Source organism: Micromonospora sp. USAFONa4, from assembly GCF_057197825.1.
This window is the reverse complement of record NZ_CM170072.1, coordinates 5,460,342-5,485,378: the sequence shown is the minus strand read 5'-3', so window position 1 is coordinate 5,485,378 and position 25,037 is coordinate 5,460,342. Positions and strand designations below refer to the sequence as shown.

Here is a 25,037-nt window from a genome sequence, read left to right as displayed (position 1 = left end):
CGGTCGTTGCCCTGTTTGCCCCCGTATCGATAGCCCAGCTCGACCACCCGCCGGAGGCCGTCGCTCTTGTAACCGATGCGTACCCAGGGCAGGAGCAACTCGGCGACCACAGCAGCATCCCGGCCGGTAACGGAGAGGCCGAGAAGCGGGCGGTGTCCGTCGCGTCCGCTGCTCCAGTGGTGACCGTGCACCCCCAGGTCGGCGAGCATGGAGTAGATCTGACGCACCAACACCTCGCTGGTGCTCACGAAGACGAGTTCGCGGTAACGCTTGCGGATGTAGCCGTCACCGTCGAAGAAGCCGGCGAGGAACGGCGACCACGCGGAACGATTTGCGAGCACGTCGTCGGGCACGCGCTTCGCGTGACTGAGTGGCGTGCCGGCCTCGAGCAGCCCCTCGTGCCTGGCGAACGTGAGGATGTGCTGGTCACGATGGCACGGATCGCTTGCTTCGCGCTTGCCTCGGGAGGCGTTCAATCCGTTCGCGATGGCCCACCCGTGGGCAACGTCGAGCGGTTCTACGTCGCACATGTGCAGCCGTACGCGGCCGTCAGCGTCGCGAGACCGATCGACGGCGAATCCTTCGGCCACCACGAGCCCACGGACATAGTCGTACGGGTCGCCGCCGGATGCGGGTGCCGGTGCCGCCCCGCGGCGCGTCCCGTACGCGACAGTGAGATGCCCAGTCAGGTCTCGGGCTTCCACCCACCGGACAGCCAGGTCCTCATCCACCACACGGAAACGCTGTCCGGGCGTCACGACCATGGTGTGGCCGTTGCTCCACGTGACCCGGACCAGCTCCGAATCCGGATTCCGATAAGCAGCGGCCACCGGGATGGCAGCCCCGTCGCCGTCCAACACGAGGTCACCGACGTCGACATCCTCGATCGGCCGCAGGCCCTCGGGCGTCGAGACCAGGGTCCCGGCGACGAAGCAGTCCCCGACGATGCGGGCGGACTTCACGTGCCCCCGGTCGGGGCGGTGGCCCTGCTCGTACATGGACCAGAGGATGCGCCGGTGCACCGGCTTGAGGCCGTCGCGGGCGTCGGGCAGGGCCCGGGAGTGGATCACCGAGAAGGCGTACTCCAGGTAGGAGTCGGACACCTCGGTGACCAGCGGGTTGTCGAAGACCCGCGCGCCGGCCTGGTCGAAGGCGGACAGGTCCACCTTGGCGCGGTCGTCCTTACGGCGTGCCATCGTTCAGCTTCCCTCTCGGCGGGCGGTGCTCATGCGTCGATCGCCTCGCGGTCGACCCGGTCGGCGGAGTCGATGAGCCAGTTGCGGCGCGGCTCGACCTTCTCCCCCATCAGCAGTTCGAGGATCCGCTCGGCGGCGTCGACGTCGTCGATGGTGATCCGGCGCACGGCCCGGGTGGCCGGGTTCATCGTGGTCTCCCACAGCTCGTCGGCGTCCATCTCGCCGAGGCCCTTGAACCGCGGGATCGGGGTGACGATCTGCTTGCCGGCCTTCTCCAACTTGCGGACCGTCGCCTCCATCTCGGCCTGGGTGTAGGTGTAGATCGTCTGCGGGTTGCGCCCCCTGGTGGTGATCTTGTGCAGGGGCGGCATCGCCGCGTAGAGCCGGCCGGCCTCGATCAGCGGACGCATGTAGCGGGCGAAGAGCGTGATCAGCAGGGTGCGGATGTGCGCGCCGTCCACGTCGGCGTCCGCCATGATCAGCACCCGGCCGTAGCGCATGGCGGCCAGGTCGAACGTGCGGCCGGAGCCGGCTCCGAGCACCTGCACGATCGCGGCGCACTCGGCGTTGTCCAGCACCTGCTGGAGGTTGGCCTTCTGCACGTTGAGGATCTTGCCCCGGATCGGAAGAAGCGCCTGATATTCGGCAGATCGGGCAAGTCGCCCTGTCCCGAGTGCGCTGTCCCCCTCCACGATGAACAGCTCGCTGCGCTCGATGCCCGCCGCCCGGCAGTCGACCAGCTTCGGCGGCATCGACGCGCCCTCCAGGGCGGTCTTGCGCCGGGCGGCGTCCTTCTGCTGCTTCTGGGTCAGCCGTACGCGCGCCGCGTCGACGATCTTCTGCAGGACCGTACGCGCCTCGGCCTTGGTCCGGCGGTCCTCCAGCCACGCCTTCAGGTGCTGCTCGACCAGCCCCTGGATCACCTTCGTGATGCCGGCGGTGGAGAGCTCGTCCTTGGTCTGCGAGGTGAACTGCGGCTCCGGGATCCGGACGTGCACCACCGCGGTCATGCCCTCCAGGACGTCGTCCAGGGTGGGCGGGTCCTCCTTGGCCTTGAGCAGGCCACGGGTGTTGCGGACGGCGTCGGCGAGGGTACGCGCCAGGCCCCGCTCGAAGCCCTTGCGGTGGGTGCCGCCGTGCGCGTTGCGGATGGTGTTGGTGAAGCACTCGACGGTGCGCTCGTAGCCCGTGCCCCAGCGGAAGGCCACCTCGACCTCGGCCCGGCGCTGCACGTTGGACTGCATGACGCCGTTGGCGTCGGCGGCGTTCTCCCGGTAGGTGCCCTCGCCGGTGACCATCAGCATGCCGGAGACGGGCCGGTCGCCGGCCGGGGCGAGGAACTCCACCATGTCCGTCAGGCCGTCGGGGTAGTGGAAGCTCTCCTCGGTCGACTCCTCGCCGGTGTGGTCGCGCAGCGTGTAGTTCACGCCCGGCACCAGGAACGCCGTGTTGCGCAGCTTCATCCGCACGGCCTCGGCGTCCAGGCGGGCGCCGGTCTCGAAGTAGCGCGCGTCGTGCCACCAGCGGATCGAGGTGCCGGTGCGCTGGCCGCGCTTCATCGCGCCGACGATCTGGAGCCCGGGGCCCGGGGTGAACGCCGCGTCGGGGCCGTCGCCGTCGAAGATCCCCGGCACGCCGTGCCGGAACGACATCGCGTGGACCTTGCCGCCCCGGCGTACGGTCACGTCGAACCGGCGGGACAGCGCGTTGACCGCCGAGGCGCCCACGCCGTGCAGACCGCCGGAGGTCTTGTAGCCGGAGCCGCCGAACTTGCCGCCCGCGTGCAGCCGGGTGAGCACCAGCTCGACGCCGGAGATGCCGGACTTCGCGTGCACGTCGGTGGGGATGCCCCGGCCGTCGTCGTCGACCTGGACCGAGCCGTCGGCGTGCAGCGTCACCTCCACCTTCGTGGCGTGGCCGGCGACGCCCTCGTCCGTCGAGTTGTCGAGGATCTCGTTGACGAGGTGACCCACGCCACGGCTGTCGGTGGAGCCGATGTACATGCCGGGCCGCTTGCGGACGGCGTCCAGCCCCTCAAGGTGCGTGAGGTCGTCGGCCCCATACAGGGTCTCAGGCTCTGCGGTCAACTGGTCGTACTCCCAGGTCTCGGCGATGTGGTGCCGCGTCCGACGTCGTCGGCCGGCCGGCGCGCCGCAGCGAGCCTAACCGGGAGATGCGACAGGACGACGGCGCCCCGCAGCGAGGCACGCGCCTCGCCGTGGGTCGGGCCCGGGCGGCAGGGTAGCGCGTTCCGTCCGGTTCCGGCGTATCGGAGCCGCCCTGACCGGTTTGCGCGCCGGGCCGGTCGCGGGCGGTTCCACCCGGACAACAACAAGGTCGTGGCCTGCCTTCCCTTGCGCGGCGGGCGCCCCGGACCGGCGCTCCGACCGCCGGCGCCGCCGGGCGCCGCGGCCAGGTCGAGTGTGTCCCTCTCGGAAAGATCTTGTTACGGGCCATTGACGCCCGTCGTGCCGGAGTGATCTGATCGCGCCCTCGGAGGATCTTTCACGTTTCGATGGACAGTTAGGGGACGTCATGTCCAGGTTCCGTCGTACCGCACTCGCGGCGGCGCTCGCCGTCGCCACCGCCACCCTGTCGACCGCCGTCGGGCTGAGCGCCCCGGCCTCGGCGGCCCCGCCCACCGCCGCGGTGGCGCTCGGCGACAGCTTCATCAGCGGCGAGGGCGCCGGGGCGTACACCCCGGTGACCGACGCCAACGGGGTCGCCCAGGGCTTCCCGGGCTGGACCGCCGCGAACAACAACGCGTTCTTCTGCCACCGCTCGGCGAACGCCTCACTGCACCGGGCCAACCTGCCGGGCATCCAGGACCGGTTCAACCTCGCCTGCTCCGGCGGGCAGCCGCACGACATCGCCGCCGCCTCCTCGGCCCGGGCCAACGGCCGTCAGGTGGCTGCCCAGCTCGACCAGCTCCGCGCGGTCGGCCGGACCCACGACATCGACCTGGTGCTGCTCGGGCTCGGCTCGAACAACAGCTCGTTCACCTTCGGCAACGTCGCGGAGAAGTGCGCCAACCGGTTCATCGCCGACGCCTGGACCGGCTGGTGGGAGTTCTGGGCCTACCTGAACGGCCCCGTCGAGCAGAAGCCCTGCTCCGACGCCGACCTGGCCACCGCCGCCCAGTGGAGCGCCGCGACCGCGGAGACCACCTCGGCCGTCCGCCAGCTCCTCGCCACGCTGCGCGAGATCGACGCCGACGGCCAGCACCGGATCGTCTTCCAGGACTACACGAACCCACTGCCGTTCGACCTCGCCCCCGGGTTCCACGAGGAGGACAGCCGGGACGACACCCGGGACAAGTTCCGCGCGCTGGGTGCCGAGCGGTACGCGGCCGGCTGCCCGATCCACCGGGCCAGCCTGCTGCCGGGGCACCGCTTCTCGCAGGGGTTGGGCACCCTGGTGAAGTCCACCCGGGACACCCTGGCCGCCGAGTTCCCCGGCGCGGATCTGGTCTACCTCAACGTGCAGCGGGCCTTCGACGGCGCCCGGCTCTGCGAGTCGGGAACCAGCCCGGCCGGCACGCTGGCCACCCCGATCCGGTTGCAGGACAGCCCGCCCAACGGCGTCTTCGTCACCAGCCTCGCCGGCAAGGACAAGATCGCCATCCAGCGGATCGCGAACACCTGCGTGAGCTACTTCCAGACCTGCCAGGAGTCGTGGCACCCGAATGCCGCCGGCCACCAGGTGCTCGGGCAGTGCCTGACGGGCGCGGCCACCACGGGTGCGCGTTCCGTGGCCTGCGTCCGCGCCGGGGACGGCTCGATCACGGTCTCCTGACCGCGACCGCGTCCCGGAACCCCGTGCCGCCTGGCGCGGGGTTCCGCCACGTCCGGGCCCGGAACGGACCAACGCGGCAACGGTGAGTCGCACCGGTCCGACGGCCACAGCCAGCCGGCGCGGTCATGGACGACCGGCGCGGCCACGGACCACCGGTGCGGCCACGGACGACCCGCGCGTCACGGGCGAGGGTGGATCAGTCGCGGGTGGCCACGCCGAGCACGTGCGGGGCAGCGGGGGCCGGGAGTCGGCTGTCGGGAAAGCGGAACGCGTCCAGCTCGGTGACGGTGAAGCCCGCCGCCCGGATCGCGGCCACCGTGTCACGGCCCGTGTGGCAGCCGCCGCAGAGCAGCGGCCAGACGGTCGCGTCGGCCAACCGCTGCACGCGGCGCAGGCCGGGACTCTGCGCGCGTACGTGCTCGAAGAAGCGCACCTGACCACCGGGCCGCAGCACCCGGCGGGCCTCGCGCAGCGCGGCGGCCTGGTCGGGCACCGAGCAGAGGACCAGGGAGAGCACCACCGCGTCGGCGTCGCCGTCGGGCGCCGGCAGCGCCTCGGCGAGGCCGTCGACCACCTCGACGGGTACGGGAGCCGTGGCCGCCGCCTCCCGGGCCGCCGCCCGGAGCCGGGGCTCCGGTTCCACCGCCAGCACCCGCTCGACGGTGCCCGGGTAGTGCGCGAAGGTGCGGCCGTTGCCGGCGCCGACCTCGACCACCCGGCCCGCGAGGCCGGCGACGAGGCGCCGCCGGTGAGCGGCCGCGCCGGCGCGGTCCATCGCCACGCTCGCCCGCTGGAACACCCGGGCGAAGACCGGGTGGGAGACCGCGTTGCCGGGCATCGTCACTCCTCAGACCGGACCGGGTACGGCCGGCCGGGCTCCGGCGGGCCCGACAGGCGACGGCGTTGCGTGGGGCTCCGGCGGGCCCGGCACGGTCGCGGCGGGCGTCGCGTCGCGCCCCGGCAACCCTCCGGACGGCGACGCCTCGCGCCCCGGCGACCCTCCGAACGGCGGCGCGTCGGTCGCCGGCCGGGGGCGGGGCAGGCCGAGGGCGAGCAGCGCCGGGCCGGTCGGCCCGGCGACGAGCTCGCCGAGGGTGACGTCGTCCAGCACGGCGAGGAAGGCGTCGCGGGCGCGGCGCAGTTCGCCGCGCAGCCGGCAGGCCGCGCGCAGCGAGCAGGCCGGCTCGTCGCAGGACACCACCTCGTCGTCGCCCTCGAAGGCCCGGACCACGTGCCCGACCGTGGCGTTCCCGCCGTCCTCGGCGAAGGCCACCCCGCCGGAACGGCCCCGGATGGTGACCAGCACCCCGAGCCGCTGCAACCGCTGCACCACCTTGGCGACGTGGTTGCGGGGCAGGTCGAGCTGGTCGGAGAGCTCGTCCACGGTCATCCGTCGCGGGTTCGCGGCGGCGAGCATGGCGATGCGCAGCGCCATGTCGGTGGACCGGTTGAGCTTCACGCCTCGACCCTAGCCAGCGCGGTCGACCGCCCACCACGGCCGGCCGGGCCCCGGGTGTGATCCGGACGACCCTCGACCCGGGACCTTCGGCCCTGAAGAGGTATTTCGAATACCTGTTTTGCTGTCGGGGCCCGAGCGGTTCAGCCCAGAAGGAGACAGTCGTGCTCTCGGAGTCCTCAGCAGCAGTGGTGACGGCGACCCTGCCCGCCGTGCAGGCGCACGGCGAGGCGATCACCGGCCGGTTCTACGAGCGGATGTTCGACGCGCACCCCGAACTGCTGAACATCTTCAACCGCAGCAACCAGGCCACCGGCACCCAGAAGGCCGCCCTCGCCGCCGCCGTGGTCGCGTACGCGGAGCACCTGACCGGCGGCAGCCACGCACCGTGGGGGCCGATCCTGGACCGCATCGCGCACAAGCACGCCTCGCTCGGCATCACCGCCACCCAGTACACGATCGTCGGCCGGCACCTGCTCGCCGCCGTCGGCGAGGTGCTCGGCGACGCCGTCACCGACGAGGTCGCGGCGGCCTGGGACGAGGTCTACTGGCTGCTGGCCTGCGAGCTGATCGCCCGGGAGGCGCGCCTCTACACCGTGGCCGGGCTGGCCGAGGGCGAGCCGGTCTGGCGGGACTGGCGGGTCGTCGCCCGGGCCACCGAGGCGCTGGACGTCGTGTCGTTCACCCTGGTCCCGGCCGACGGCGGCCCGGTGCCCACCTTCGTCCCGGGCCAGTACACCTCGGTCGCCGTCGACCTCGACGGCGGGCGCGGTCAGCAGATCCGCCAGTACAGCCTCTCCGGCCGTCCCGGCGCCGACCACTGGCGGATCACCGTCAAGCGCGTACGCGGTGTCGGCGACGCCCCCGACGGCATGGTCTCCACCTTCCTGCACGAGCGCGTGGGTGTCGACGACGTACTCCGGCTCAGCCCGGCGTTCGGCGAGGTCAGCGCGGTGGCCGGGGAGGGTCCGCTGCTGCTGGTCAGCGCGGGCATCGGCCTGACCCCGGCGATGGCCGCCCTGGAGCACCTGGCCGCCACCGAGCCGCAGCGCCCGGTGGTGCTGGTGCACGCCGACCGGGCCGGCGCGGCGCACGCGTTCCGCGGCGAACTGCCGCGCCTGCACGCCGCGCTGCCCAACCTGCGCACCGCCCTCTGGTACGAGGACCTCACCGACGGCGAACTGGCCGGGGTGACCGCCGAGGTCATCGCCGGCCGGGTCGACCCGGCGTTGATCCCGCTCTTCCCCGACGCCCACGTGCACCTCTGCGGGCCGCTGCCGTTCATGAACACCGTCCGGGGCGGCCTGCTGCGCCGGGGGGTGCCGGTGGAGCGGATCGCCTACGAGGTCTTCGGGCCGGGCATGCTCCACGACGACCGGTCCTGACCGGCCGCGACCGGTCGGTCACGGGCGGTGGGGCGGTTCGCCCCGCCGCCCGCCGGCCGCTCCACACCCGACGGACGGCCCGTCAGGACGAGCCGGGCAGGCGGCGGTTAGGAGGGAAGGTCGGGGGTAGGGACTTCTGCGGCGGGGTCCGCCAGGCGGCGAGGAGACGCCCCGGGGCTCGACCGGGTCCCCGCCGACGGGCCGGCCGATGGAGGAAGCACATGCGTATCGCGATGATCTCGGAGCACGCCAGTCCGCTCGCCGTCGGAGGGGTGGAGGAATCCGGCGGTCAGCACACGCACGTGGCGGAGCTCGCCGCCGCGCTGGTCGGCGAGGGGCACGACGTCCGCGTCTACACCCGCCGGGACTCCACCGTCCCGCCCGACTCCGTCCTCACCCCCGACGGCTACCGGGTGTGCCACGTGCCGGCCGGTCCGGCGCTGCGGGTGCCGAGAGACGAGCTGCTGCCGCACCTGGGCGAGTTCGGACGCTGGCTGGCCGGTCAGTGGCGCGACGGCGACTGGGCGCCGGACGTGGCGCACGCCCACTTCTGGACGAGCGGGCTGGCCACCCTGCACGCCGGCCGGCGCACCGGGGTGCCGGTGGTGCTGACGTACCACAGCCTCGGCTCGGTGAAGCGGCGGTTGCAGGGCGCCCGGGACACCAGCCCACCGGGCCGGGTGGGCTACGAGCGGGCCCTGGGCCGGGCCGCCGACCGGATCATCGTGCAGTGCCAGGACGAGGTCGGCGAGCTGGTCCGCCTCGGCGTGCCCCGGTCCCGGATGACGCTGGTCCCCGCCGGGGTCGACCAGGAGCTGTTCCGTCCCGACGGGCCCGTCGCCCCGCGCGACCCGGCCCGCCCCCGGATCATCACCGTCGGCCGGATGGTGGAGCGCAAGGGCATCCAGGACGTCATCCGGGCGCTGCCGGCCGTGCCGGACGCCGAGTGCGTGGTGGTCGGCGGCCCGCCGGCGGAGTTGCTCCCCGCGGACGGCTTCGCCCGTCGGCTCCGCGCGCTCGCCGAGTCCTGCGGGGTCGCCGACCGGGTGAAGCTGCTGGGTGGGCTGCCCCGGGAGGAGCTGGCCCCGTGGTACCGCTCGGCGGACCTGCTGGTGGCCGCCCCCTGGTACGAGCCGTTCGGGTTCACCCCGCTGGAGGGCATGGCGTGCGGCGTACCGGTCGTCGGCACGAACGTCGGCGGGATCGCCGACACCGTGGTCGACGGCCTGACCGGCGACCTCGTGCCACCCCGGGACCCCCGGGCCCTCGGCACCGCGGTCCGCCGGCTGCTCGCCGACAAGGTCCGTCGCTTCGCGTACGCGACGGCGGCGCTGGACCGGATCCGCAACCGGTACTCGTGGAAGCGCTGCGCCGAGCAGCTGAGCACCGTCTACGCCACGGTCACCACGGTCGGCCGGCCCGCTCCGGCGGTGGCGTAGCGCGGGGTGGTGGTGGGCGGCCCCGGTCGTCGCCCGGGACGTGACGCCCACCACCCCACGGTTACCCGTCGGTAGCCTCGGGCCGTAGCCTGGGCCGGTGAACGCGACGGGGGAATACCGGCAGGAGTTCGTCGAGGTCGACGGGGCCCGCCTCGGGCTACAGGTGTATCCGGATCCGGAGGGCGTCGCCGACGCCCCGCTGGTGCTGATCACGCCCGCGATGGGCGTCCGGGCGCGCTACTACCGGCCGTTCGCCGCCGCGCTGCGCGCCGCCGGTCTGGCCGTGGCGGTGGCCGACCTGCGCGGCACCGGGGAGAGCACCCCGAAGCCGAGCCGCGCCTGCCGGTACGGCTACCCGGAACTGGCCGCCGACGTGGGCGCCGCGCTGGCGGCGCTCAAGTCCCGGCGGGACGGGCGCAGGACACTGCTGCTCGGGCACTCCCTCGGCGGGCAGGCGGCGCTGCTGCACCTCGCCCTGCACGGCGAGCACGACGTCGACGGGCTGGCGCTGGTCGCCGTCGGCGTACCGTGGTGGCGCAGCTACCCGGGCCTGCGCGGGTACGGCGTCCTGCCGTACACCCAGGGGATCGCGGCGACCGCCCGGCTGCTCGGCGTCTGGCCGGGCTGGGGCTTCGGCGGCCGGCAGGCGCGCGGGGTCATCCGGGACTGGGCGTACACCGCGCGGACCGGGCGTTTCCCGCGGCTGGACGGGGTGGACGCCGAGGCGGCCGTGCGGGCGCTGCGGACCCCCGTCCTCGCGGTCAGCGTCGACGACGACCAGTACACCCCGCACGAGACCGTCGACCACCTGTGCGCGAAGCTGGTCGCGGCGCCCGTCGCGCGCGAGCGCTACACGCCGGCGCAGGCCGGCGCCCGGATGGACCACTTCACCTGGGTACGCGCGAGCGCCCCGCTGGCGGCCCGGGTGGCCCGCTTCGCCGCCGACCTGCCGCCCCGCTGACCCCGATGGGGCGCGTCCCGGGCGGCGCGACCACCGCCCGGGACGCAGACGCTCACTCGTCGGTGTCGACGGGCATCATCTCGCCGTCGCGCTCGACGCGGGTCTCGCCGCGCTCGGCGGGCGGCGGCACCTGCGCCGTGGTCCTGCGCGGATCGTTGTCCGGGTGCATCAGCACCGCGTCGGTCGACGCGGTCTTCTCCCGGCTCTCCTCGGGCTGCGACATCCGCTTCCCCTCTCGCTCGGGTCGTCCGACGAACTACCCGCGCCGGCCCCGACGACTCCTCCCGGCCCGTCCCCGGCGACGACGCCCCGGGCCCGGTATCTGTGCCGTCGCGGCGTATCGGCAGGTCACGGGCGGGATTAGCCGGCCGGGCGGCGGGTATGCCGCACCGCCCGACACGGTGGAAGGGGATCAGATGTCCGAACGGCACACCGCACTGCGCTCGATGCACGACCTGGGCCTGGCGGCCTGGTTCGGGGGCTCCCTGATGGGAGCGTTCGGCGTCAACGGCGCGGCGGCACAGATGAACGACTCGACCCAGCGGTTGCCGATGGCCTCGGCCGGCTGGGCCCGGTGGACCCCGGTGAACGCCGCGGCGATCGGCGCCCACCTGGCGGGGGCCGTCGGGGAACTGGTGACGGAGAGCCCCCGGGTGGCCGCCCAGTCGGGGGTGGCCCGGGCCAGCACGCTGAAGACGGCGTTGACGGTCGGCGCGCTCGCGGTGACCGGCTACAGCCGACTGCTCGGCATGAAGCTGGAGAAGGCCGGCGGGCCGGCGGTCGAGGGGGTCACCGAGCCGAACTCGCACACGCCGTCGAACGTGGCGTCGTGCCAGCGGCAGATGCGGATGCTCCAGTGGGCGATCCCGGCGATGACCGGGGCGCTCATCGTGATGACCGCGTACATGGGCGAGCAGCAGAAGCCCGGCGAGGTGTTCCGGGGGATGTTCGGGCGCATGGGCGGCATGCGGAACGCCCCGAAGGGGATGGGCGCGCTCATGGCGATGGGCGGGGCCAGGCAGAAGCGGATGGCGAAGTCCGGCCGCTGCTGACCGACGTGCCGTCGGACGGCGTCCCGCCGACTCCTCGGCGGCGGGGCGCCGCTGCGCGCGTCCCCACCCGCCGGCAGCGCGGCTCCGGGCGCCGGCGAGGCATGACCGCCCCGGTGACGGGCATTCGGGGCCGGTACCGGCGGACCGAGCAGCGAGGTGGCCATGACGGCAGGAGAGGGACGCGGCGGAGGCCGACGCGCACCGGAGGCGACCACGCCCTGGGTGACCAGGGACGGCATGGACGTGGAGGCGCCGTGGGGCGTCGGTGAGCACGACCCCATGGACGAGGGCAGCGAGGAGACCGCCGTGCCGGAGGGGCGGCGCGGGGAGCGGCGGGCGGACGAGCCGGCGGGACCGTCCGGTCCCGCCGGGCGGCACGGCTTCGGCCCGGTCGAACCGACACCCACGCGGCCGGCGGGCCCCGGCGCGCCGCCCGACCCGGCGCCGGCCCGACGGTCCTTCCCCGACGCCGCCGACGTCGAGGAGCGGACGGAGGACGCGCTGCGGACCAGGGGCCGACGTTCCTGACGGGCGCCCCGGCACGGGGCCGCACGAGGCGTGGTCGCCCGACCTGGGCGCCGGGCCGCGCGGACGGGACCGTCCCCGGCGAAAGGCCCGGCGGTCAGGCGCGCCCCGCCGCCCGCAGCAGCCGGAGCTGACCGATCTCGGCCGCGTTCTTCATCAGCTCGGCGTTGACCCAGGCGAGCATGTGCGCCACCGTGTGGCCCGGGTCGTCCTGCCACGGGAACGGCGCGGTGCCGTCGAGGTCGGCGTCGGTGAGCCGGTCGAGGTGCCCCAGCCACTCGGCGCGCAGGCCCCGCAGCCAGGCGACTGTCGGCTCGCCCGCGCCCGGCCATCGCACGTCGGTGCGCTGCCGTGCCGGCCGTCCCCCGAGATGGTCCATGGTCACCGTCCACCACCAGCCGACGTGCCAGGACAGCCAGCCGATCGTCGGGACCGGCACGGGGTCGGGTTCGGTGTCGGCCCAGTCGGGCGTCCAGCCGCCGGCGGGGTCGCGACGCACCGTCCAGCAGAGCGCGGCCGGTTCCCAGAGGAAGTCCGCCGCGTCGAGGCGCTCGAGGTGGTACTCGAACAGCGACCACGTCAGGTCGAACTGCCAGCGCAGCAGCGCACGGGAGGTTGTCGCCATCCGGCGATCATGCCGGAGGGCACCGGCCCGGTCCACGGAATTGGACCCCGCGCGACGGGGTCAGCCGCCGGCGGTGTCCTCTCCGGCGACCTCGGCCGGGTCCGCCGCCACCGGGTGACCGGTGTCGTCCACCAGAGCGGGCGCCATGCTGCCGCCGTGCGCCTCCTGCGCCTCCCGGGTCTCGCGCGCCGCCGCGTCCCCCGGCACGCCGGGCGTCGCCTCCCCGGGATGCTCCTGCCGCTGCTCACCCATCACCGCGTCCCCTTCCGTCGCTCACGCCCCCGCCGGTACCCGGGCGGCCGGCGGGGAAACCTGGCCGCCGCGCCGACGATCCCGTGTTCAGGAGGGCGAACCGGCTCCCGCCCGGTCGCGTCCCGCCGGGCGGACCCCGAGCAGCTCCGCGAGTCGGGCGGCGTCACGCTGGGCCTGGTCGCCGCAGCAGTTGTTGAACAGCGCGTGCAGCTCCCCCGCCTGCCCGGCCAGCTCGGCCAGGAGTTCCGACCAGCGGCGCAGTTCCTCGTCGCCGTACGCGTAGCGGAACTTCTCCTGCTTGTCCCCCGTCTCCCAGGCGGTGCTGTGGCCGTGGAACCGGACGACCGCCAGCTCCGCCGTGGCGAACAGGATGGGCGGCACCGACGAGGTGTGCCCCTGCGGCATGTCGACGCAGACGAACGACAGCCCGCGCTCCCGCAGGAACCCGAGCGTGTCCGGCGCGGCGGTGCCGTCGAACCAGGACGCGTGGCGCAGCTCGACGGCGACCCGCCACGGCTGGCACCGCTCCGCCAGCTCGGCGATGCGCCGCTCGGCGGCGGCCCCGCGGGCCAGCCACGGCGGAAACTGGAGCAGGACCGCGCCGAGCCGGTCGGCCGCCGCGATCGGGTCCAGCGCCGCGCGGAACCGGTCCCACAGCTCGTCGTACGCGGCTGCGGGGAGGTCCCGGCGGCGGATCCGGCTCGGGCCGCCGGCCGGGCGCAGGTCGCGGGGCAGCGCCGCCACCGGTGTCGGGTGACCGGTGAAGAGGCTGAACGCCTTGACGTCGAAGGTGAAGCCCTCGGGCGTGGCGTCCACCCAGCCTCGCGTCGTCTCCGGCACCGGCACCGCGTAGTAGGAGGTGTCCACCTCGACCAGCGGGAAGCGCCCGGCGTAGAAGTCGAGCCGACCGGCCGGGGTGTTGGCCGCGCGGGGATACCAGCCCGAGCGCAGCAGCATCTGGTCCGCCCAGGACGACGTGCCCACCTTGATCACACCCATGTGATTCAGTGCACCGCGCACCGGACGAATCGGCAACCGCTGGCGGAAACCCGGCGTCCGGGCATCCCGCGCGAGGCGATCGACCGACGCCAGTGATCATGGGCGGACCCGCGAACCCGGTCGGTTCCGGCCCGCCCCCGGCCCGGCACTTGTCGGACGTCACACCCCGGCCCGTGTGACGGCCCGACGGCCCGTGGCGCTGAGGGACACGAGATGAACGCACACCGGATGGACCAGGAAACCGTCGAGCGGCTGCTCGACGGCCCTGTCCTCGACCCGCAGGACGGCCCGCAGCCCCTCACGTCGCTGTTGGCGGCGGTCCGCGCCACGCCCCACGCCGACGAACTGGCCGGCGAGGAGACGGCCGTCCGGGCCTACCGGCTGGCCCGGGCCGGCAACCCGCTCGGCCGGCCGGAGCCGCGCCGCCGTCGCGCCCTCACAGGGTTCGGCGTACGCGCCGCGCTGGCCGGTGCCGCCCTCGCCCTCACGGGCGGGGTGGCCCTCGCCGCCACCGGGGGCGCGCTGCCCCATCCGCTGCGGGGACCGGCACCCACCACCGCCGCTCCCGGGCCCGCCCCCACCACGGGCGCCGCCCCCACGAGGGCCCACCATCCGCCGTCCGCCCCCACGGGCGGGGTGGACGGTCGGCCGGAGCCGGACGCGGCGGTGCGGGAGTCGTGCCGGGCGTACCGGGCGGACGCCGGCGACGGCGGTCTCCCGGACGAGGCCGCCTTCGGTGACCTGATCCGCGCCGCCGGTGGCCGCGTGGAGGTGGCCGGCTACTGCGAGCGGGTGCTGGCCGGCGAGCCGAAGAGCCCCGCCCCGCACGGCAGCCCGTCCGGCGGGCCGGCAGTCACGCCGACCGGCCGTCCCGGAGCCGACCCGACCGGCCGACCCGGTACCGACCCGACCGGCCGACCCGGGGCGGACCCGACCGGCCATCCGGGAGCGGAGCCGACCGGCCGACCCGGAGTCGACCCGACCGGCCGGCCCGGAGCCGACCCGAGCCGGCGGACCGGGTCGCCGCCCACGGCGTCGCCGTCGGCCACGGCCGCGCGACCGGCCGGGCCCGGCCCTGTCCAGGTCTCGCCGGCGCAGGGGCGCCACACCGCCGCGCCGAGCGGCGGCGAGGCGGGCTGACCGAACCGCCGAACCGCCGGATTGAGCGGCGGCGAGGCTGGCTGACCGGGCGGCCGACTGGTGGGCTCGTCCCTGCCGGCACGCCCACCTCCGGCGGCGTGGCCCGCGTGGCGTCGGCCGGTGACCTCGGCTCCAGGCGGCTGGTAGCTTGCCCCGATGAGTTTGCGGCGTCGACGCGTGGCGGTGGTCTTCCGCCTGGCGATCGTGATCAGCGTGCTGGCCGGGATCGTGCTCACCGCGCTCGGTTCCGCCACGCTCACCGGCCTGCTGCCCTACTTCACGATCCAGAGCAACCTCGCCGTCGGGATCTTCGCCGGATTCGCCGCCTGGCTGGCCCGGCAGGACCGGCCCGAGCCGCCCTCGGCGCTCAAGGGCGCGGTCACGCTCTACATCACGATCACCGGCGTGGTCTACCACCTGGTGTTGGACAACCCGGCCAGCCCGTTCGCGATGCCGCAGGCCGACCGTACGCTCGGCGAGGCGCTGGGCAACCAGTTCCTGCACACCGTCGTGCCCCTGCTGGCCGTGGCGGACTGGGCGCTGTTCGACCGCCGGGGCCGGCTCCACCCACGCTACGCGGCCTGGTGGCTGGCGTTCCCCCTCGGATACCTCGGCTTCGCGCTGCTGCGAGGGCTGGTGGTGGACAGGTACCCGTACCCGTTCATCGACGCGGGCGAGTTGGGCTACGCCGGGGTGGCCGTCAGCGCGGTCTTCTTCGCCGCCGCGTTCTGGCTGCTGGGCCTGCTCTTCGTCGCCGTCGACCGGGGCCTGGGCCGGCGTGCCGGAGCGCCGGCCGCCCCCTCGACCAGCCCGGACGCCCCCTCCATGACCCCGGACGCCCCCTCGACGGCCCCCGAAACCCGCTCGATGACCCCCGACGCCCCCTCGATGTCCCCCGGCGCCCCCTCCACCGCCCCGGACGCCGCCCGGCCCGACGCGACGGCCCTGCCCTGAGGTTCACGCCTGCGGCGGCTCACCGCCACGGGGCGGACCGGAGCGTCGCGGCGGGCCGTTTGGGCTCCCGCGGAACGGGCAGCCGGCAGGCGGACCGGAAGCGGGAGAACAGGAGGCGTCATGCGCGCGCTGCGATTGCCCAACTGGAAGTCGGAGCCCGAACTGGTCGAGGTCGACGAGCCGACCCCGGGCCCGGGTCAGGTGGTAGTGAAGATCGGCGGTGCCGGTGCCTGCCACTCCGACCTGCACCTGATGCACGACTTCGAGGCCGGCGCGGTGCCCTGGAACCCGCCGTTCATCCTCGGCCATGAGAACGCCGGCTGGGTGCACGCGCTCGGCGACGGGGTGAGCGGGCTGACGGTGGGGCAGCCGGTGGCCGTCTACGGGCCGTGGGGCTGCGGCACCTGCGCCCGCTGCCGGGTGGGCGTCGACCCGTACTGCGAGAACACCGCCGAGGCGCCGGTGCCCGGCGGGGGCGGCGGCCTCGGCCTGGACGGCGGCATGGCCGAGTACATGCTGGTGCCGCAGGCCCGGCAGGTGGTGCCGTTGCCCGACGGGCTCGACCCGGTGCTGGCGGCGCCGCTGACCGACGCCGGGCTCACCCCGTACCACGCGATCCGCCGGTCCTGGCCGAAGCTGGGCCCGACCAGCACCGCCGTGGTGATCGGCGTGGGCGGGCTCGGGCACGTCGGCGTGCAGATCCTCAAGGCGACCACCGCGGCCCGGGTGATCGCGGTGGACACCCGCGAGGAGGCGCTGAAGCTCGGCGAGGAGTGCGGCGCCGACCTCACCATGCTCTCCGGCGCGGACACCGCCCAGGAGATCCGCCAGGCCACCGGCGGCCGGGGCGCCGACGTGGTCCTGGACTTCGTCGGCGCCGACCCGACCCTCGCGCTCGGCGCCGCCGCCGCCCGCACCGTCGGCGACCTCACCATCGTCGGCATCGGCGGCGGCACCCTGCCGGTGGGCTTCTTCTCGGTGGCGTACGAGGTGAGCATCCAGACCACGTACTGGGGCAGCCGGCCGGAACTCATCGAGGTGCTCGAACTGGGCGCCCGGGGTCTGGTGAAGCCGAAGGCCAGCACCTTCCCGCTGGACGAGGCGGTCGTCGCGTACCGGAAGATGCGCGACGGCACGCTGGAGGGCCGGGCGGTCGTCGTGCCGTGACCACCGCGACCCTAGGATGATCATGTGGTCGCGGCGCTGGAGCTCTACCTGGACACCGACGCCACCCGGCGGATCCGGGTGCTCTGGGACGCGCTGGAGTCGGAGGGCGTGCAGAGCATGCGGTCGCTGCTGGAGCAGCGTCACCGGCCACACGTCTCACTCGCCGTCGCGACCCGCTTCGATCCGGAGCGGGTCGCGGCGGCGTTGCGCGGGACGGTGGTGGCCGCGCCGCTGCGGCTGAGCTTCGAGCACGCCGGGCAGTTCGTCGGCCGGGTGCTGTGGCTGGGCCCGACCCCCACCGCCGAACTGCTCGCGCACCACGCACGGGTGCACGACCGGCTGGCCGAGGCGGGGATCGAGCTGGTCGAGCACTACCGGCCGGGGCGTTGGGTGCCGCACTGCACGCTGTCGATGCGAGTGCCGAACGCCCTGATGGCCGCCGCCGTGCGCCGCTGCCTGGAGATGCTGCCGCTGGAGGCGACCGTCGTCGGCGCGGCCCTCACCGACCACGCCCGGGGCATCTCCCAGCCGTTGCCGTAGCCGGACCGCGGACGGGTCGCCGGCACGACGAGCCGCTTGTCCGTGTCACGCCGGGGGTGGATCCTGTAGGGAATCGACAGAAACGAATCTATGGAGGTTCGATGCGTCGTCTCCCGCCCGCCCTGCTCCTGCTCGCCGCGCTGCTGCTCGGCCTGCCGACGCCCGCCCACGCCGCCCCCGGCCACGGCGGGGCCGCCCCCGACCACGACCCCGGCCGCGCCGCGGCCGCGCTCGCGCAGGTCCGCACCGCCGGCACCGCCTGGGGGCTCGACCCCGCCACCGGCCGGATGACCCTGACCGTCGACGACACCGTCTCCGCCCGGGACGTCGCCGCGCTGCGGGCGACCGCCGCCCGGGCCGGTGCGGTGCTCCGGCACGAGCCGGGCGAGCTGCGCGTCCTCATCGCCGGCGGGCAGGCGATCTACAGCGGCGGCCGGTGCTCCCTCGGCGCCAACGTCCGCAGCGGCACCACCTACTACTTCGTCACCGCCGGCCACTGCACCGCCGTCGGCACGACCTGGTACGCCAACAGCGCGCAGACCACAGTCCTCGGCAGCCGGGCGGGCAGCAGCTTCCCCGGCAACGACTACGGGCTGGTCCGCTACACGAGCGTGGTCGCCCACCCCAGCGCCGTCTACACGTACCCCGGCCTGCTCACCATCAACGGCGCCGGCAACGCCTACGTCGGCCAGGCGGTCTGTCGCAGCGGCTCCACGACGGGGGTGCGCTGCGGCACGGTCACCGCGCTCAACGCGACCGTCAACTACGCCGAGGGCAGCGTCTCCGGCCTGATCCGCACCAACATCTGCGCCGAGCCGGGCGACAGCGGCGGGCCGCTCTACGCCGCCGGCACCGGCACCATCCTCGGCATCCTCTCCGGTGGCAGCGGCAACTGCACCAGCGGTGGCACCACCTACTACCAGCCGATCATGGAGATCCTGGCCGCGTACGGCGTGACCGTCCCCTGACCCGTCGAGGCCCGGCCCGGCCCGCGCGACGGGCCGGGCCGGGCCGGGCGCGGCGGGTCAGCCCTTGCGGCCGGTGGTGGCGATGCCCTCGACGAAGTGCCGTTGGGCGAGGAAGAACAGCACGAGCATCGGCACGGTCGCGATGACGCTGCCCGCGAGCACCACCTCCCACTGCTGCTCGCCGCCGTAGCCGAAGCGGTCCAGCACCACCTTGAGCCCGCGCGGGAGGGTGTACAGCTCCTCGTCGCGCAGGTAGATCAGCGGCTTCATCAGGTCCGTCCAGCTCGCCTTGAACTCGAAGACGAAGGCCACCAGCAGGGCGGGCCGGATCAGCGGGAAGGCCAGCTTCCAGAACAGCTGCGGATAGCTCGCCCCGTCGACCCGGGCCGCCTCGAAGTACTCGCGGGGCAGCGAGAGCAGGAACTGCCGCAGCAGGAAGATGTAGAACGCCGAGCCGAAGAGGTTGCCCGCCCACAGCGGCACCTGGGTGCCGGTCAGCCGCAGTTCCGTCCAGATCAGGTACGTCGGGATCATGGTCACCGCGAACGGCAGCATCATCGTCGCGAGCACCAGACCGAACAGCAGGTCGCGCCCCGGGAACCGGAAGTACGCGAAGCCGAACGCCACCCACGCGCTGGACAGCGTCACCGCGACCGCCGCCGCCGTGCCGACCACCACGCTGTTGGCCAGCCAGGTCACCATCGGCACCGCCTGCCACGCGTCGGCGTAGTTCCCCGGCGCGAACGGGGTGGGCAGGAACCCGCCGGAGAAGACGTACTCGCGGGGTCGCAGCGAGGCGCCGATCAGCCAGACGAACGGCAGCATGAACACCACGGCGGCGCCGACGAGCGCGACCACGAACAGCACCCGCTGCCACAGCGGGCGCCCGCTCTCCTCGGTCGCCGCGCGGCGGCCGGCGTCCCCCGGCGCGGTCACGGGTCCGGGCGCGGCGACCGCCCGCTCGACAGTGGCGGTCACGACCGGTCCCCCTCGTAGTAGACGAACCGGTTGCCGAGCTTCACCTGCACCAGCGTGATGATCAGGATGATCACGAAGAGCAGCCAGGCCATCGCGGAGGCGAAGCCCATGTGCAGGAACTGGAACGCCTCCTGGAACAGGTGGATCACGTAGAACGACGCCGCGTCGCTGTTGAACGACCCCTGCGTCTGCCGGTTGCCGAAGTACATGGTGTAGACCTCGGTGAACATCTGCAGCGACGAGATGGTGTTGACGATCAGCGTGAAGAACAGCGCGCCCGAGATCATCGGCAGCGTCACGTGCCGGAACCGCGCCCAGCCCCCGGCGCCGTCGATGCTCGCCGCCTCATACAGGTCGCGCGGCACGTTCTGCAGGGCGGCCAGGTAGATGATCACGGTGGAGCCGAGGCTCCACAGGCTCATCAGGACGATGCCGGGCATCACCCAGTCCGGGTCGGTGGTCCAGCTCGGACCCTCGACCCCGACCAGGGCGAGGCCGCGGTTGATCAGGCCGTCCTGGGTGTTGAGCAGGAGCAGGAACAGGATGCCCACGGCCACCGCCGGGGTCATCACCGGCAGGTAGAAGACGGTACGGAAGAAGCCCTGCAACCGTCCCACCCGCTTGAGCAGCACCGCCAGCCCCAGCGAGATCGCCATCACCAGCGGCACGTGCAGGACGGTGTAGTACACGGTGTTGCCGAGGCTGCGCGCCACCATCGGGTCGGACATCAGCTCCCGGTAGTTGTCCAGCCCCGTGTACCGGGGGGCGCTGATCGCGTCGTACTCCGTGAGGCTGAGCCAGGCGCTGGCGATCATCGGCCCGGCGTTGAAGACCAGGAAACCGACGATCCACGGCGCCAGGAAGAGGTACGCCCAGCGCGCCTCCCGCCGGGCCAGCGGCGTACGGCGCCGCCGGCCCGTGGGAGCGGGGACGGTGGTGACGGCCATCCCCCCGGGCCTACTTCGATGCCTTGTCGAGGGCGGCGGTCGCCTCCTGCTGGGCGCGGGCGAGGGCCTGCGCCGGTTGCGCCTGACCCGAGAGGACCCGGTTGACGGCGTCCGTCCAGGCTTTGTCGAACTCGGCGCCGGCTGGCGAGGCCGGCATCGCGAACGCGGCGTCCTGCACCGAGCGGATGGTGGCCACCGCGTCGTCGAAGCGCTTGTTGCCGGTCGGCTGGTAGATCTCGTCGAAGATCTTCTGGTCGGCGGCGACGTTGCCCGTGTAGACGCCGGTGAACGGCTGGCCGGCGGCCTTGCGCGCGTCGGCGCGGGCCTTTGCGGCGGCGACCCAGGTGTCGGTGGCGGTGACCTTCCTGGCGAAGGCGCACGCGGCGTCCGGGTTCTTCGCACCCTTGGGGATCACCCAGGCCTGCCCGGAGGAGAGGGTCAGCGGCTTGCCCTGCCGGTCGACGAACGGCTTGACCACCAGTTCGGCCTTCGGGCTGTTCTTGGCGGCCTGGTTGAGGAACCACTCCTCCATGGGCCAGGCGACGATCTGGTTCTTCGCGAGCGGGTTCTGCGCCCCGAAGAAGTCGAAGGTGTCGCGGAAGGACTTGAACTTGCCCCAGCCGCCCTGGTCCTGGATCAGCCGCACGCCGGTGGTGAGCGCCTCGGCCACCTTCGGGTCGTCCAGGTGTGCCTTCGTGCCGTCGGCGGAGAGGATGTCGACCCCGTTGGCCCTGGCCCACAGGGGCAGGAACTCGGGGATCTTCGGGTCGATGCCGATGCGGGAGAGCCGGCCGCCCGAGACGGTGGCCAGCTTGGCGTTGAGCGCGGGCAGCCCGGCCCAGTCCGCGAGGTCGACGTCGGCGGCGGTCAGGCCCGCCTGCCGCAGCAGCGCCTCGTTCAGGTAGAGCACCCGGACGCTGGAGAACTCGGGGATGCCGTAGACGGTGCCGTCGAGGGTGACCTGGTCCTTCGCGGCCGGCCGGTACTGCCCCATGTCGACGTCCTGCTTGTCGACGCAGTCGGTCAGCGGCTGGACGGAGCCGCGCTTGGCGTACGTGCCGACCAGCTTGCGGTCCATGTAGACCAGGTCGGGCGGGTTGCCGGAGGCGACCGCGGAGAGGAACTGCTGCTCGTCGAAGGCTCCCTCGACGATCTTCAGCTCGACGCCCGGGTTGTCGCGCTTGAACGCGTCGACGCGCGTGGTCGCGATCTCGTCGGACAGACCGAAGCCCATCGTGGACAGCGTGCCCGTGGTGGCGGTACCGCCGCCCTCGTCGCCGTCACCGCCGACGCCCCCGCATCCGCTGACCGCCAGGGCGAGCACCCCGGCGATCGCGGCAGCACGCACCATCCGTGTCATTGGCTCTCCTCCTGCCGATCGGCGGGCACCGATGCCCGCCTCGACCGGCACTTCTCCGGTCCGCGACCGCGCTAAACGTCTTCAGGAGGAATTGGCGTTTGTGGGAAACACGGGTCGAAAGGGAGCGCCGCCACGACGCCGCCGGGCGGCAGCGGCTCAGGCGGCCCGGGGGGTGAGCAGATAGTCGTCGGCCTCGGGACTCCACCGCAGGTCGACGACGCCGCTGGTGGCAGCCGCCTTGCAGAACTGGAGGAAGCTGCGGTAACCCAGCTTCTTTTCGCTGAAGTCGGGCCGCGCCCGGCGCAGCTGGTTCTTCAGCCCGGAGAGGGCCACCGCGCCCTCGTCTCCGGCGAGGTCCGACACCACCGAGCCGAGCAGCCCGAACGCCACCTCCCGGTCGCCGTGCTCGGGCAGGGAGACCTCGGGGTCGCCCTTGGCGGGTCCCTCCGCCAGCTCGACCACGTTGTGCTGGGCGAGGTGCCGCATGAGCTCGCCGAAGGTGCGGAACCCGTAGTCGGACTCGCTGAACGTCGGGTCCTTGCGCAGCAGGGTGCGCTTCAACGTCGAGGCCGTCACCTCGCCGCTCGAACTGCCCTGGAGGCCGGCGACGGTCTGTGCCACGAACACGGCGAGCGTGTCGACGTCCCGGCCGGCCTCCTCGGCCGCCGGCTGCGGCTCGGGCTCGGGCTCCTGCTCCACCCGCGGCACGTCGGGGCTGGGCAGGCGGGCCGGGCGGCCCCGCCGGACCCGGGCGGGAGGGATGTCGACGCCCTCCAACCGGTCGTAGTAGAGGAACTCGTCGCACGCGGGCGGCAGCAGCGCCGAGGTCGAGTTCTCCACGCCCACCCCGATGACGCGCTTGTTCAGCTCCCGGAGCTTGTGGACCAACGGGGTGAAGTCACTGTCGCCGGTGCAGATCACGAAGGTCGAGATGTACCCACGCTCGAAGGCCAGCTCCACCGCGTCCACGGCCATCTTGATGTCGGCGGCGTTCTTGCGCGACGCCCCCATCCGCTGGGGGATCTCGATCAGCTCGACGTGCGACCGCGTGAGCATCCGCCGGTCCTCGTCGAAGTACGACCAGTCCGCGTACGCCCGGCGCACCACCACCCGGCCGCGCTCGGCGAGGGCGTCGGCGATGGGACGGAAGTCGAAGGCCACGCCGCCGAGATGGTCGCGGGCCCCCAGCGCGAGGTTCTCGTAGTCGAGGAAGAGGGCGATGCGGTCTTCGTGATCCACGCAGGTCAGCCTACCCCCGGCGGGGCGCTGCACGTCGCGTCCGCCGCTGGCCCGCCGGGGCGTCCGGCCACCGGGTAGTGCTGGCCCTACCCGGGAACTACCTCCAGACGGCTGGGTCGGCGCGTCACCCGCCGTTAGCGTCAGCGGCATGACGACAGCCCGTCCCCTGTGCCTGGCCGAGGCGCTGCGCCGGCCCGGATACCTGCTCTCCCCGTGGCCGTGGCGCGCACTGGCCTACCTGCTCACCACCGTCCCGGTCGCCGGGGTGCTCGCCGTCGGGCTGCTCGTCGTCGGGGCGCCCCTGCTGGCGGCGGTCAACGCCGCCCGACAGGGCCGCCCGGTCGAGCTGCCCCTCGTGCTGTTCCTGGCCGTCGGCGCGCTGACGGTGCTGGCGTCGGCCCCGGTCGTGAGCATCGCGGTGACCGCCGTGGAACGGCAGCGGCTCGGCCTCGTGGACGGGCGGCCGTTGCCGGCGTACCGGTGGCGGGGCCTGGCCGCGCGCTACACCGGCGCCGACGCATGGCGGGAGGTGGCTCACACCTTCTGGCTGGGCGGCGTCGTGCCGCTCGGCTACGCCGTGTCCACCCTGCTCGTGCTGCTCGACCTCACGCTTGTCGCCAGCCCCTGGCTGGTGGGCGACGCCGACGAGGTCATCGTGGTCTGGACCACCGTCGACACGGCCGGCGAGGCCGTCCCGTACGCCGTCCTCGGGGTCCTGCTCCTCCCGGTGCTCTGGTACGGGCTCGGCGTGCTCGCCGCGGCCCAGGGCGCGGTGGCGCGGTGGCTGCTCGGCCGGCCCGCCGACGGGGCGGCCCTGCGGGAGGTCAGCCGCTCGCGGGCCCGGCTGGTCGACGCGTACGAGACCGAACGCCGCCGCATCGAGCGCGACATGCACGACGGCGCGCAGCCCCGGCTGACCAGCCTCACCCTCCACCTGGGCCTGGCCCGGCTGGACGTGCCCGAGGACTCCCCCGCCGCCGCCCCGCTCGCCGTGGCGCACGACCAGGCCAAGAACCTGATGGTCGAGCTACGGCAGATCGTGCAGGGCATCCGCCCGCAGAGCCTCACCGACCTCGGCCTGGCCGGCGCGGTACGGGAACTGGCCGGCGAGGCCACCGTCCCGGTCACCGTCCACGCCGACCTCGGGCAGCCGCTGCCCGAACTCGTCGAGAGCACCGCGCACTTCGTGGTGTCGGAGGCGCTGGGCAACGTCGTCCGGCACGCCGGGGCGACCCGGGCCGAGGTCCGGCTCGTCCAGGCCGAGGGCGAACTCGTCGTGGAGGTCTCCGACGACGGCCACGGCGGGGCCGACCCGGCGCGGGGCACCGGCCTGACCGGCCTCGCCGACCGGGTCGCCGCCGTCGACGGGCGGCTGCTGCTCGCCAGCCCGCCCGGGGGCCCCACGCTCGTCCGGGTGGAGTTGCCGTGCCGCCGGTGACGCGCGTCGTGCTCGCCGAGGACGAGGTCCTCCTGCGCGAGGGCCTCGCCGGCCTGCTGGCCCGGTTCGACTTCGAGGTGGTCGCCGCCGTCGGCACGGCGCCGCAGTTGCGGGACGCGGTCCGGGCGCACGAGCCGGACCTGGTGGTTACCGACATCCGGATGCCGCCCGGCCCGCACGACGACGGGCTGCGGGCCGCCGTCGACCTGCGCGCCGAACGGCCGCGGCTCGCCGTCATGGTGCTGAGCCAGCACGTGCAGGCCGAGTACGCCTCCGCCCTGCTCGCCAGCGGCGACGGCCGGGGCGTCGGCTACCTGCTCAAGGACCGGATCGCCGAGGTCGCCGAGTTCGCCGGGCAGCTGCGTACGGTCGCCGGCGGCGGCACGGTCGTCGACCCCGACGTGGTGCGGCGGCTGCTGCACCGGCCGCGCGACCCGCTCGCGGCCCTCTCCGCCCGGGCGGCTGGTGGCCGGCGCCGGGCAGGCGAAGCAGTGCGCCGGGCAGGTGCAACCGCCGCGCCGAAAGTTGCGGTCCCGATCTCCCGCCGTTCACCCGCGCCCCGATAGCATCGCTGCTCATGAATACGAGGAGCAGTACCCGTTCGGGCCCCAGAAGGCTGGC

24 protein-coding genes and 2 pseudogenes are annotated in these 25,037 nt (G+C 73.9%); 13 read left to right on the top strand and 13 right to left on the bottom strand.

Going from position 1 to position 25,037, the window contains the following annotated elements; genetic code table 11:
• Window positions 1–131: 131 nt before the first annotated feature.
• The 3 genes and pseudogenes from AC0OO9_RS24175 to AC0OO9_RS24165 all read right to left on the bottom strand — a co-directional run.
• Window positions 132–962, bottom strand: a pseudogene (locus AC0OO9_RS24175) (LAGLIDADG family homing endonuclease); the annotation flags it as partial.
• Window positions 936–1,196: pseudogene (locus AC0OO9_RS24170) on the bottom strand (DNA gyrase subunit A); the annotation flags it as partial. The pseudogenes AC0OO9_RS24175 and AC0OO9_RS24170, both read right to left, overlap by 27 nt.
• Window positions 1,197–1,225: 29 nt before the next feature.
• Complete coding sequence (locus tag AC0OO9_RS24165) at window positions 1,226–3,283, bottom strand: DNA gyrase/topoisomerase IV subunit B (protein WP_484512586.1); 2,058 nt, start codon at window positions 3,281–3,283, stop codon at window positions 1,226–1,228.
• 448 nt (window positions 3,284–3,731) lie between these two features.
• Between AC0OO9_RS24165 and AC0OO9_RS24160 the strand changes: the two genes are divergently transcribed.
• Window positions 3,732–4,991 (top strand): SGNH/GDSL hydrolase family protein, encoded by a 1,260-nt coding sequence (locus AC0OO9_RS24160; protein WP_421458062.1) that lies wholly within the window; start codon window positions 3,732–3,734, stop codon window positions 4,989–4,991.
• Window positions 4,992–5,187: 196 nt separating this feature from the next.
• Here AC0OO9_RS24160 and AC0OO9_RS24155 read toward each other — a convergent pair whose 3' ends face one another.
• Window positions 5,188–5,829, bottom strand: coding sequence for a class I SAM-dependent methyltransferase (locus AC0OO9_RS24155; protein ID WP_484512584.1), 642 nt, complete (start codon window positions 5,827–5,829; stop codon window positions 5,188–5,190).
• A gap of 9 nt (window positions 5,830–5,838) precedes the next feature.
• Window positions 5,839–6,450 carry an RrF2 family transcriptional regulator gene (locus AC0OO9_RS24150; RefSeq protein ID WP_484512582.1) on the bottom strand — a complete coding sequence of 204 codons (612 nt, stop codon included), beginning with the start codon at window positions 6,448–6,450 and terminating at the stop codon, window positions 5,839–5,841.
• A gap of 113 nt (window positions 6,451–6,563) precedes the next feature.
• Here AC0OO9_RS24150 and AC0OO9_RS24145 point away from each other — a divergent pair, with 113 nt between their 5' ends.
• From AC0OO9_RS24145 to AC0OO9_RS24135, 3 genes are all read left to right on the top strand, one after another.
• Complete coding sequence (locus tag AC0OO9_RS24145; RefSeq protein WP_484518028.1) at window positions 6,564–7,832, top strand: globin domain-containing protein; 1,269 nt, start codon at window positions 6,564–6,566, stop codon at window positions 7,830–7,832.
• A 221-nt stretch (window positions 7,833–8,053) separates the two neighbouring features.
• Window positions 8,054–9,271, top strand: coding sequence for a glycosyltransferase (locus AC0OO9_RS24140; RefSeq protein ID WP_484512580.1), 1,218 nt, complete (start codon window positions 8,054–8,056; stop codon window positions 9,269–9,271).
• A 97-nt stretch (window positions 9,272–9,368) separates the two neighbouring features.
• Complete coding sequence (locus AC0OO9_RS24135; RefSeq protein ID WP_484512579.1) at window positions 9,369–10,232, top strand: alpha/beta hydrolase family protein; 864 nt, start codon at window positions 9,369–9,371, stop codon at window positions 10,230–10,232.
• Window positions 10,233–10,284: 52 nt separating this feature from the next.
• On the opposite strand, the gene AC0OO9_RS24130 is transcribed toward AC0OO9_RS24135, so the two are convergent.
• The gene (locus tag AC0OO9_RS24130) at window positions 10,285–10,455 is read right to left on the bottom strand and encodes a hypothetical protein (RefSeq protein ID WP_484512577.1); all 171 of its coding nucleotides are present in this window, start codon (window positions 10,453–10,455) and stop codon (window positions 10,285–10,287) included.
• A 193-nt stretch (window positions 10,456–10,648) separates the two neighbouring features.
• On the opposite strand from AC0OO9_RS24130, the gene AC0OO9_RS24125 reads away from it, so the two are divergent.
• Both AC0OO9_RS24125 and AC0OO9_RS24120 read left to right on the top strand, forming a co-directional pair.
• Complete coding sequence (locus AC0OO9_RS24125; RefSeq protein WP_484512575.1) at window positions 10,649–11,284, top strand: hypothetical protein; 636 nt, start codon at window positions 10,649–10,651, stop codon at window positions 11,282–11,284.
• A 222-nt stretch (window positions 11,285–11,506) separates the two neighbouring features.
• Window positions 11,507–11,812: a hypothetical protein gene (locus AC0OO9_RS24120; RefSeq protein WP_484512574.1), complete on the top strand. Its 306-nt coding sequence runs from the start codon at window positions 11,507–11,509 to the stop codon at window positions 11,810–11,812.
• A gap of 94 nt (window positions 11,813–11,906) precedes the next feature.
• Here the strand turns inward: AC0OO9_RS24120 and AC0OO9_RS24115 are convergent, their stop codons facing one another.
• The 3 genes from AC0OO9_RS24115 to AC0OO9_RS24105 all read right to left on the bottom strand — a co-directional run bounded on the left by AC0OO9_RS24115 (window position 11,907) and on the right by AC0OO9_RS24105 (window position 13,685).
• On the bottom strand, window positions 11,907–12,434 hold the full coding sequence (locus tag AC0OO9_RS24115) for a DinB family protein (protein ID WP_484512572.1): 528 nt from the start codon (window positions 12,432–12,434) through the stop codon (window positions 11,907–11,909).
• Window positions 12,435–12,494: 60 nt separating this feature from the next.
• The gene (locus AC0OO9_RS24110; RefSeq protein ID WP_484512570.1) at window positions 12,495–12,686 is read right to left on the bottom strand and encodes a hypothetical protein; all 192 of its coding nucleotides are present in this window, start codon (window positions 12,684–12,686) and stop codon (window positions 12,495–12,497) included.
• Between the two features lie 87 nt (window positions 12,687–12,773).
• Window positions 12,774–13,685 (bottom strand): DUF72 domain-containing protein, encoded by a 912-nt coding sequence (locus tag AC0OO9_RS24105; RefSeq protein ID WP_484512568.1) that lies wholly within the window; start codon window positions 13,683–13,685, stop codon window positions 12,774–12,776.
• A 213-nt stretch (window positions 13,686–13,898) separates the two neighbouring features.
• Between AC0OO9_RS24105 and AC0OO9_RS24100 the strand changes: the two genes are divergently transcribed.
• From AC0OO9_RS24100 to AC0OO9_RS24080, 5 genes are all read left to right on the top strand, one after another.
• Complete coding sequence (locus tag AC0OO9_RS24100) at window positions 13,899–14,825, top strand: hypothetical protein (protein ID WP_484512566.1); 927 nt, start codon at window positions 13,899–13,901, stop codon at window positions 14,823–14,825.
• A gap of 156 nt (window positions 14,826–14,981) precedes the next feature.
• Window positions 14,982–15,779, top strand: coding sequence for a Pr6Pr family membrane protein (locus AC0OO9_RS24095; protein ID WP_484512564.1), 798 nt, complete (start codon window positions 14,982–14,984; stop codon window positions 15,777–15,779).
• A 120-nt stretch (window positions 15,780–15,899) separates the two neighbouring features.
• Window positions 15,900–16,946: an NAD(P)-dependent alcohol dehydrogenase gene (locus AC0OO9_RS24090; RefSeq protein WP_484512563.1), complete on the top strand. Its 1,047-nt coding sequence runs from the start codon at window positions 15,900–15,902 to the stop codon at window positions 16,944–16,946.
• Window positions 16,947–16,970: 24 nt separating this feature from the next.
• Window positions 16,971–17,486 carry a 2'-5' RNA ligase family protein gene (locus tag AC0OO9_RS24085; protein WP_484512561.1) on the top strand — a complete coding sequence of 172 codons (516 nt, stop codon included), beginning with the start codon at window positions 16,971–16,973 and terminating at the stop codon, window positions 17,484–17,486.
• A 101-nt stretch (window positions 17,487–17,587) separates the two neighbouring features.
• Window positions 17,588–18,454 (top strand): S1 family peptidase, encoded by an 867-nt coding sequence (locus tag AC0OO9_RS24080; RefSeq protein WP_484512560.1) that lies wholly within the window; start codon window positions 17,588–17,590, stop codon window positions 18,452–18,454.
• Window positions 18,455–18,511: 57 nt separating this feature from the next.
• Here AC0OO9_RS24080 and AC0OO9_RS24075 read toward each other — a convergent pair whose 3' ends face one another.
• From AC0OO9_RS24075 to AC0OO9_RS24060, 4 genes are all read right to left on the bottom strand, one after another.
• Window positions 18,512–19,432 (bottom strand): carbohydrate ABC transporter permease, encoded by a 921-nt coding sequence (locus tag AC0OO9_RS24075; RefSeq protein ID WP_484512558.1) that lies wholly within the window; start codon window positions 19,430–19,432, stop codon window positions 18,512–18,514.
• Window positions 19,429–20,379, bottom strand: coding sequence for a carbohydrate ABC transporter permease (locus AC0OO9_RS24070; protein WP_421458046.1), 951 nt, complete (start codon window positions 20,377–20,379; stop codon window positions 19,429–19,431). Before AC0OO9_RS24070 ends, AC0OO9_RS24075 begins: the two co-directional genes overlap by 4 nt.
• A 10-nt stretch (window positions 20,380–20,389) precedes the next feature.
• Entirely contained in the window at window positions 20,390–21,739 is a 1,350-nt protein-coding gene (locus AC0OO9_RS24065) for an extracellular solute-binding protein (RefSeq protein WP_484512556.1), read from the bottom strand.
• 156 nt (window positions 21,740–21,895) lie between these two features.
• Window positions 21,896–22,978 carry an NYN domain-containing protein gene (locus AC0OO9_RS24060; protein WP_311411392.1) on the bottom strand — a complete coding sequence of 361 codons (1,083 nt, stop codon included), beginning with the start codon at window positions 22,976–22,978 and terminating at the stop codon, window positions 21,896–21,898.
• Window positions 22,979–23,126: 148 nt separating this feature from the next.
• Here AC0OO9_RS24060 and AC0OO9_RS24055 point away from each other — a divergent pair, with 148 nt between their 5' ends.
• Both AC0OO9_RS24055 and AC0OO9_RS24050 read left to right on the top strand, forming a co-directional pair.
• Window positions 23,127–24,416 (top strand): sensor histidine kinase, encoded by a 1,290-nt coding sequence (locus tag AC0OO9_RS24055; protein WP_484512554.1) that lies wholly within the window; start codon window positions 23,127–23,129, stop codon window positions 24,414–24,416.
• Entirely contained in the window at window positions 24,404–24,982 is a 579-nt protein-coding gene (locus AC0OO9_RS24050) for a response regulator (RefSeq protein ID WP_484512552.1), read from the top strand. Before AC0OO9_RS24055 ends, AC0OO9_RS24050 begins: the two co-directional genes overlap by 13 nt.
• Window positions 24,983–25,037 lie beyond the last annotated feature (55 nt).

Excerpts from the sequence above, each read along its gene's own strand:
- AC0OO9_RS24160 (WP_421458062.1), top strand. The coding sequence starts at position 3,732 with ATGTCCAGGTTCCGTCGTACCGCACTCGCGGCGGCGCTCGCCGTCGCC.
- AC0OO9_RS24155 (WP_484512584.1), bottom strand. The coding sequence starts at position 5,829 with ATGCCCGGCAACGCGGTCTCCCACCCGGTCTTCGCCCGGGTGTTCCAG.
- AC0OO9_RS24140 (WP_484512580.1), top strand. The coding sequence starts at position 8,054 with ATGCGTATCGCGATGATCTCGGAGCACGCCAGTCCGCTCGCCGTCGGA.
- AC0OO9_RS24130 (WP_484512577.1), bottom strand. The coding sequence starts at position 10,455 with ATGTCGCAGCCCGAGGAGAGCCGGGAGAAGACCGCGTCGACCGACGCG.
- AC0OO9_RS24125 (WP_484512575.1), top strand. The coding sequence starts at position 10,649 with ATGTCCGAACGGCACACCGCACTGCGCTCGATGCACGACCTGGGCCTG.
- AC0OO9_RS24115 (WP_484512572.1), bottom strand. The coding sequence starts at position 12,434 with ATGGCGACAACCTCCCGTGCGCTGCTGCGCTGGCAGTTCGACCTGACG.
- AC0OO9_RS24110 (WP_484512570.1), bottom strand. The coding sequence starts at position 12,686 with ATGGGTGAGCAGCGGCAGGAGCATCCCGGGGAGGCGACGCCCGGCGTG.
- AC0OO9_RS24105 (WP_484512568.1), bottom strand. The coding sequence starts at position 13,685 with ATGGGTGTGATCAAGGTGGGCACGTCGTCCTGGGCGGACCAGATGCTG.
- AC0OO9_RS24100 (WP_484512566.1), top strand. The coding sequence starts at position 13,899 with ATGAACGCACACCGGATGGACCAGGAAACCGTCGAGCGGCTGCTCGAC.
- AC0OO9_RS24095 (WP_484512564.1), top strand. The coding sequence starts at position 14,982 with ATGAGTTTGCGGCGTCGACGCGTGGCGGTGGTCTTCCGCCTGGCGATC.
- AC0OO9_RS24090 (WP_484512563.1), top strand. The coding sequence starts at position 15,900 with ATGCGCGCGCTGCGATTGCCCAACTGGAAGTCGGAGCCCGAACTGGTC.
- AC0OO9_RS24080 (WP_484512560.1), top strand. The coding sequence starts at position 17,588 with ATGCGTCGTCTCCCGCCCGCCCTGCTCCTGCTCGCCGCGCTGCTGCTC.
- AC0OO9_RS24070 (WP_421458046.1), bottom strand. The coding sequence starts at position 20,379 with ATGGCCGTCACCACCGTCCCCGCTCCCACGGGCCGGCGGCGCCGTACG.
- AC0OO9_RS24065 (WP_484512556.1), bottom strand. The coding sequence starts at position 21,739 with ATGACACGGATGGTGCGTGCTGCCGCGATCGCCGGGGTGCTCGCCCTG.
- AC0OO9_RS24055 (WP_484512554.1), top strand. The coding sequence starts at position 23,127 with ATGACGACAGCCCGTCCCCTGTGCCTGGCCGAGGCGCTGCGCCGGCCC.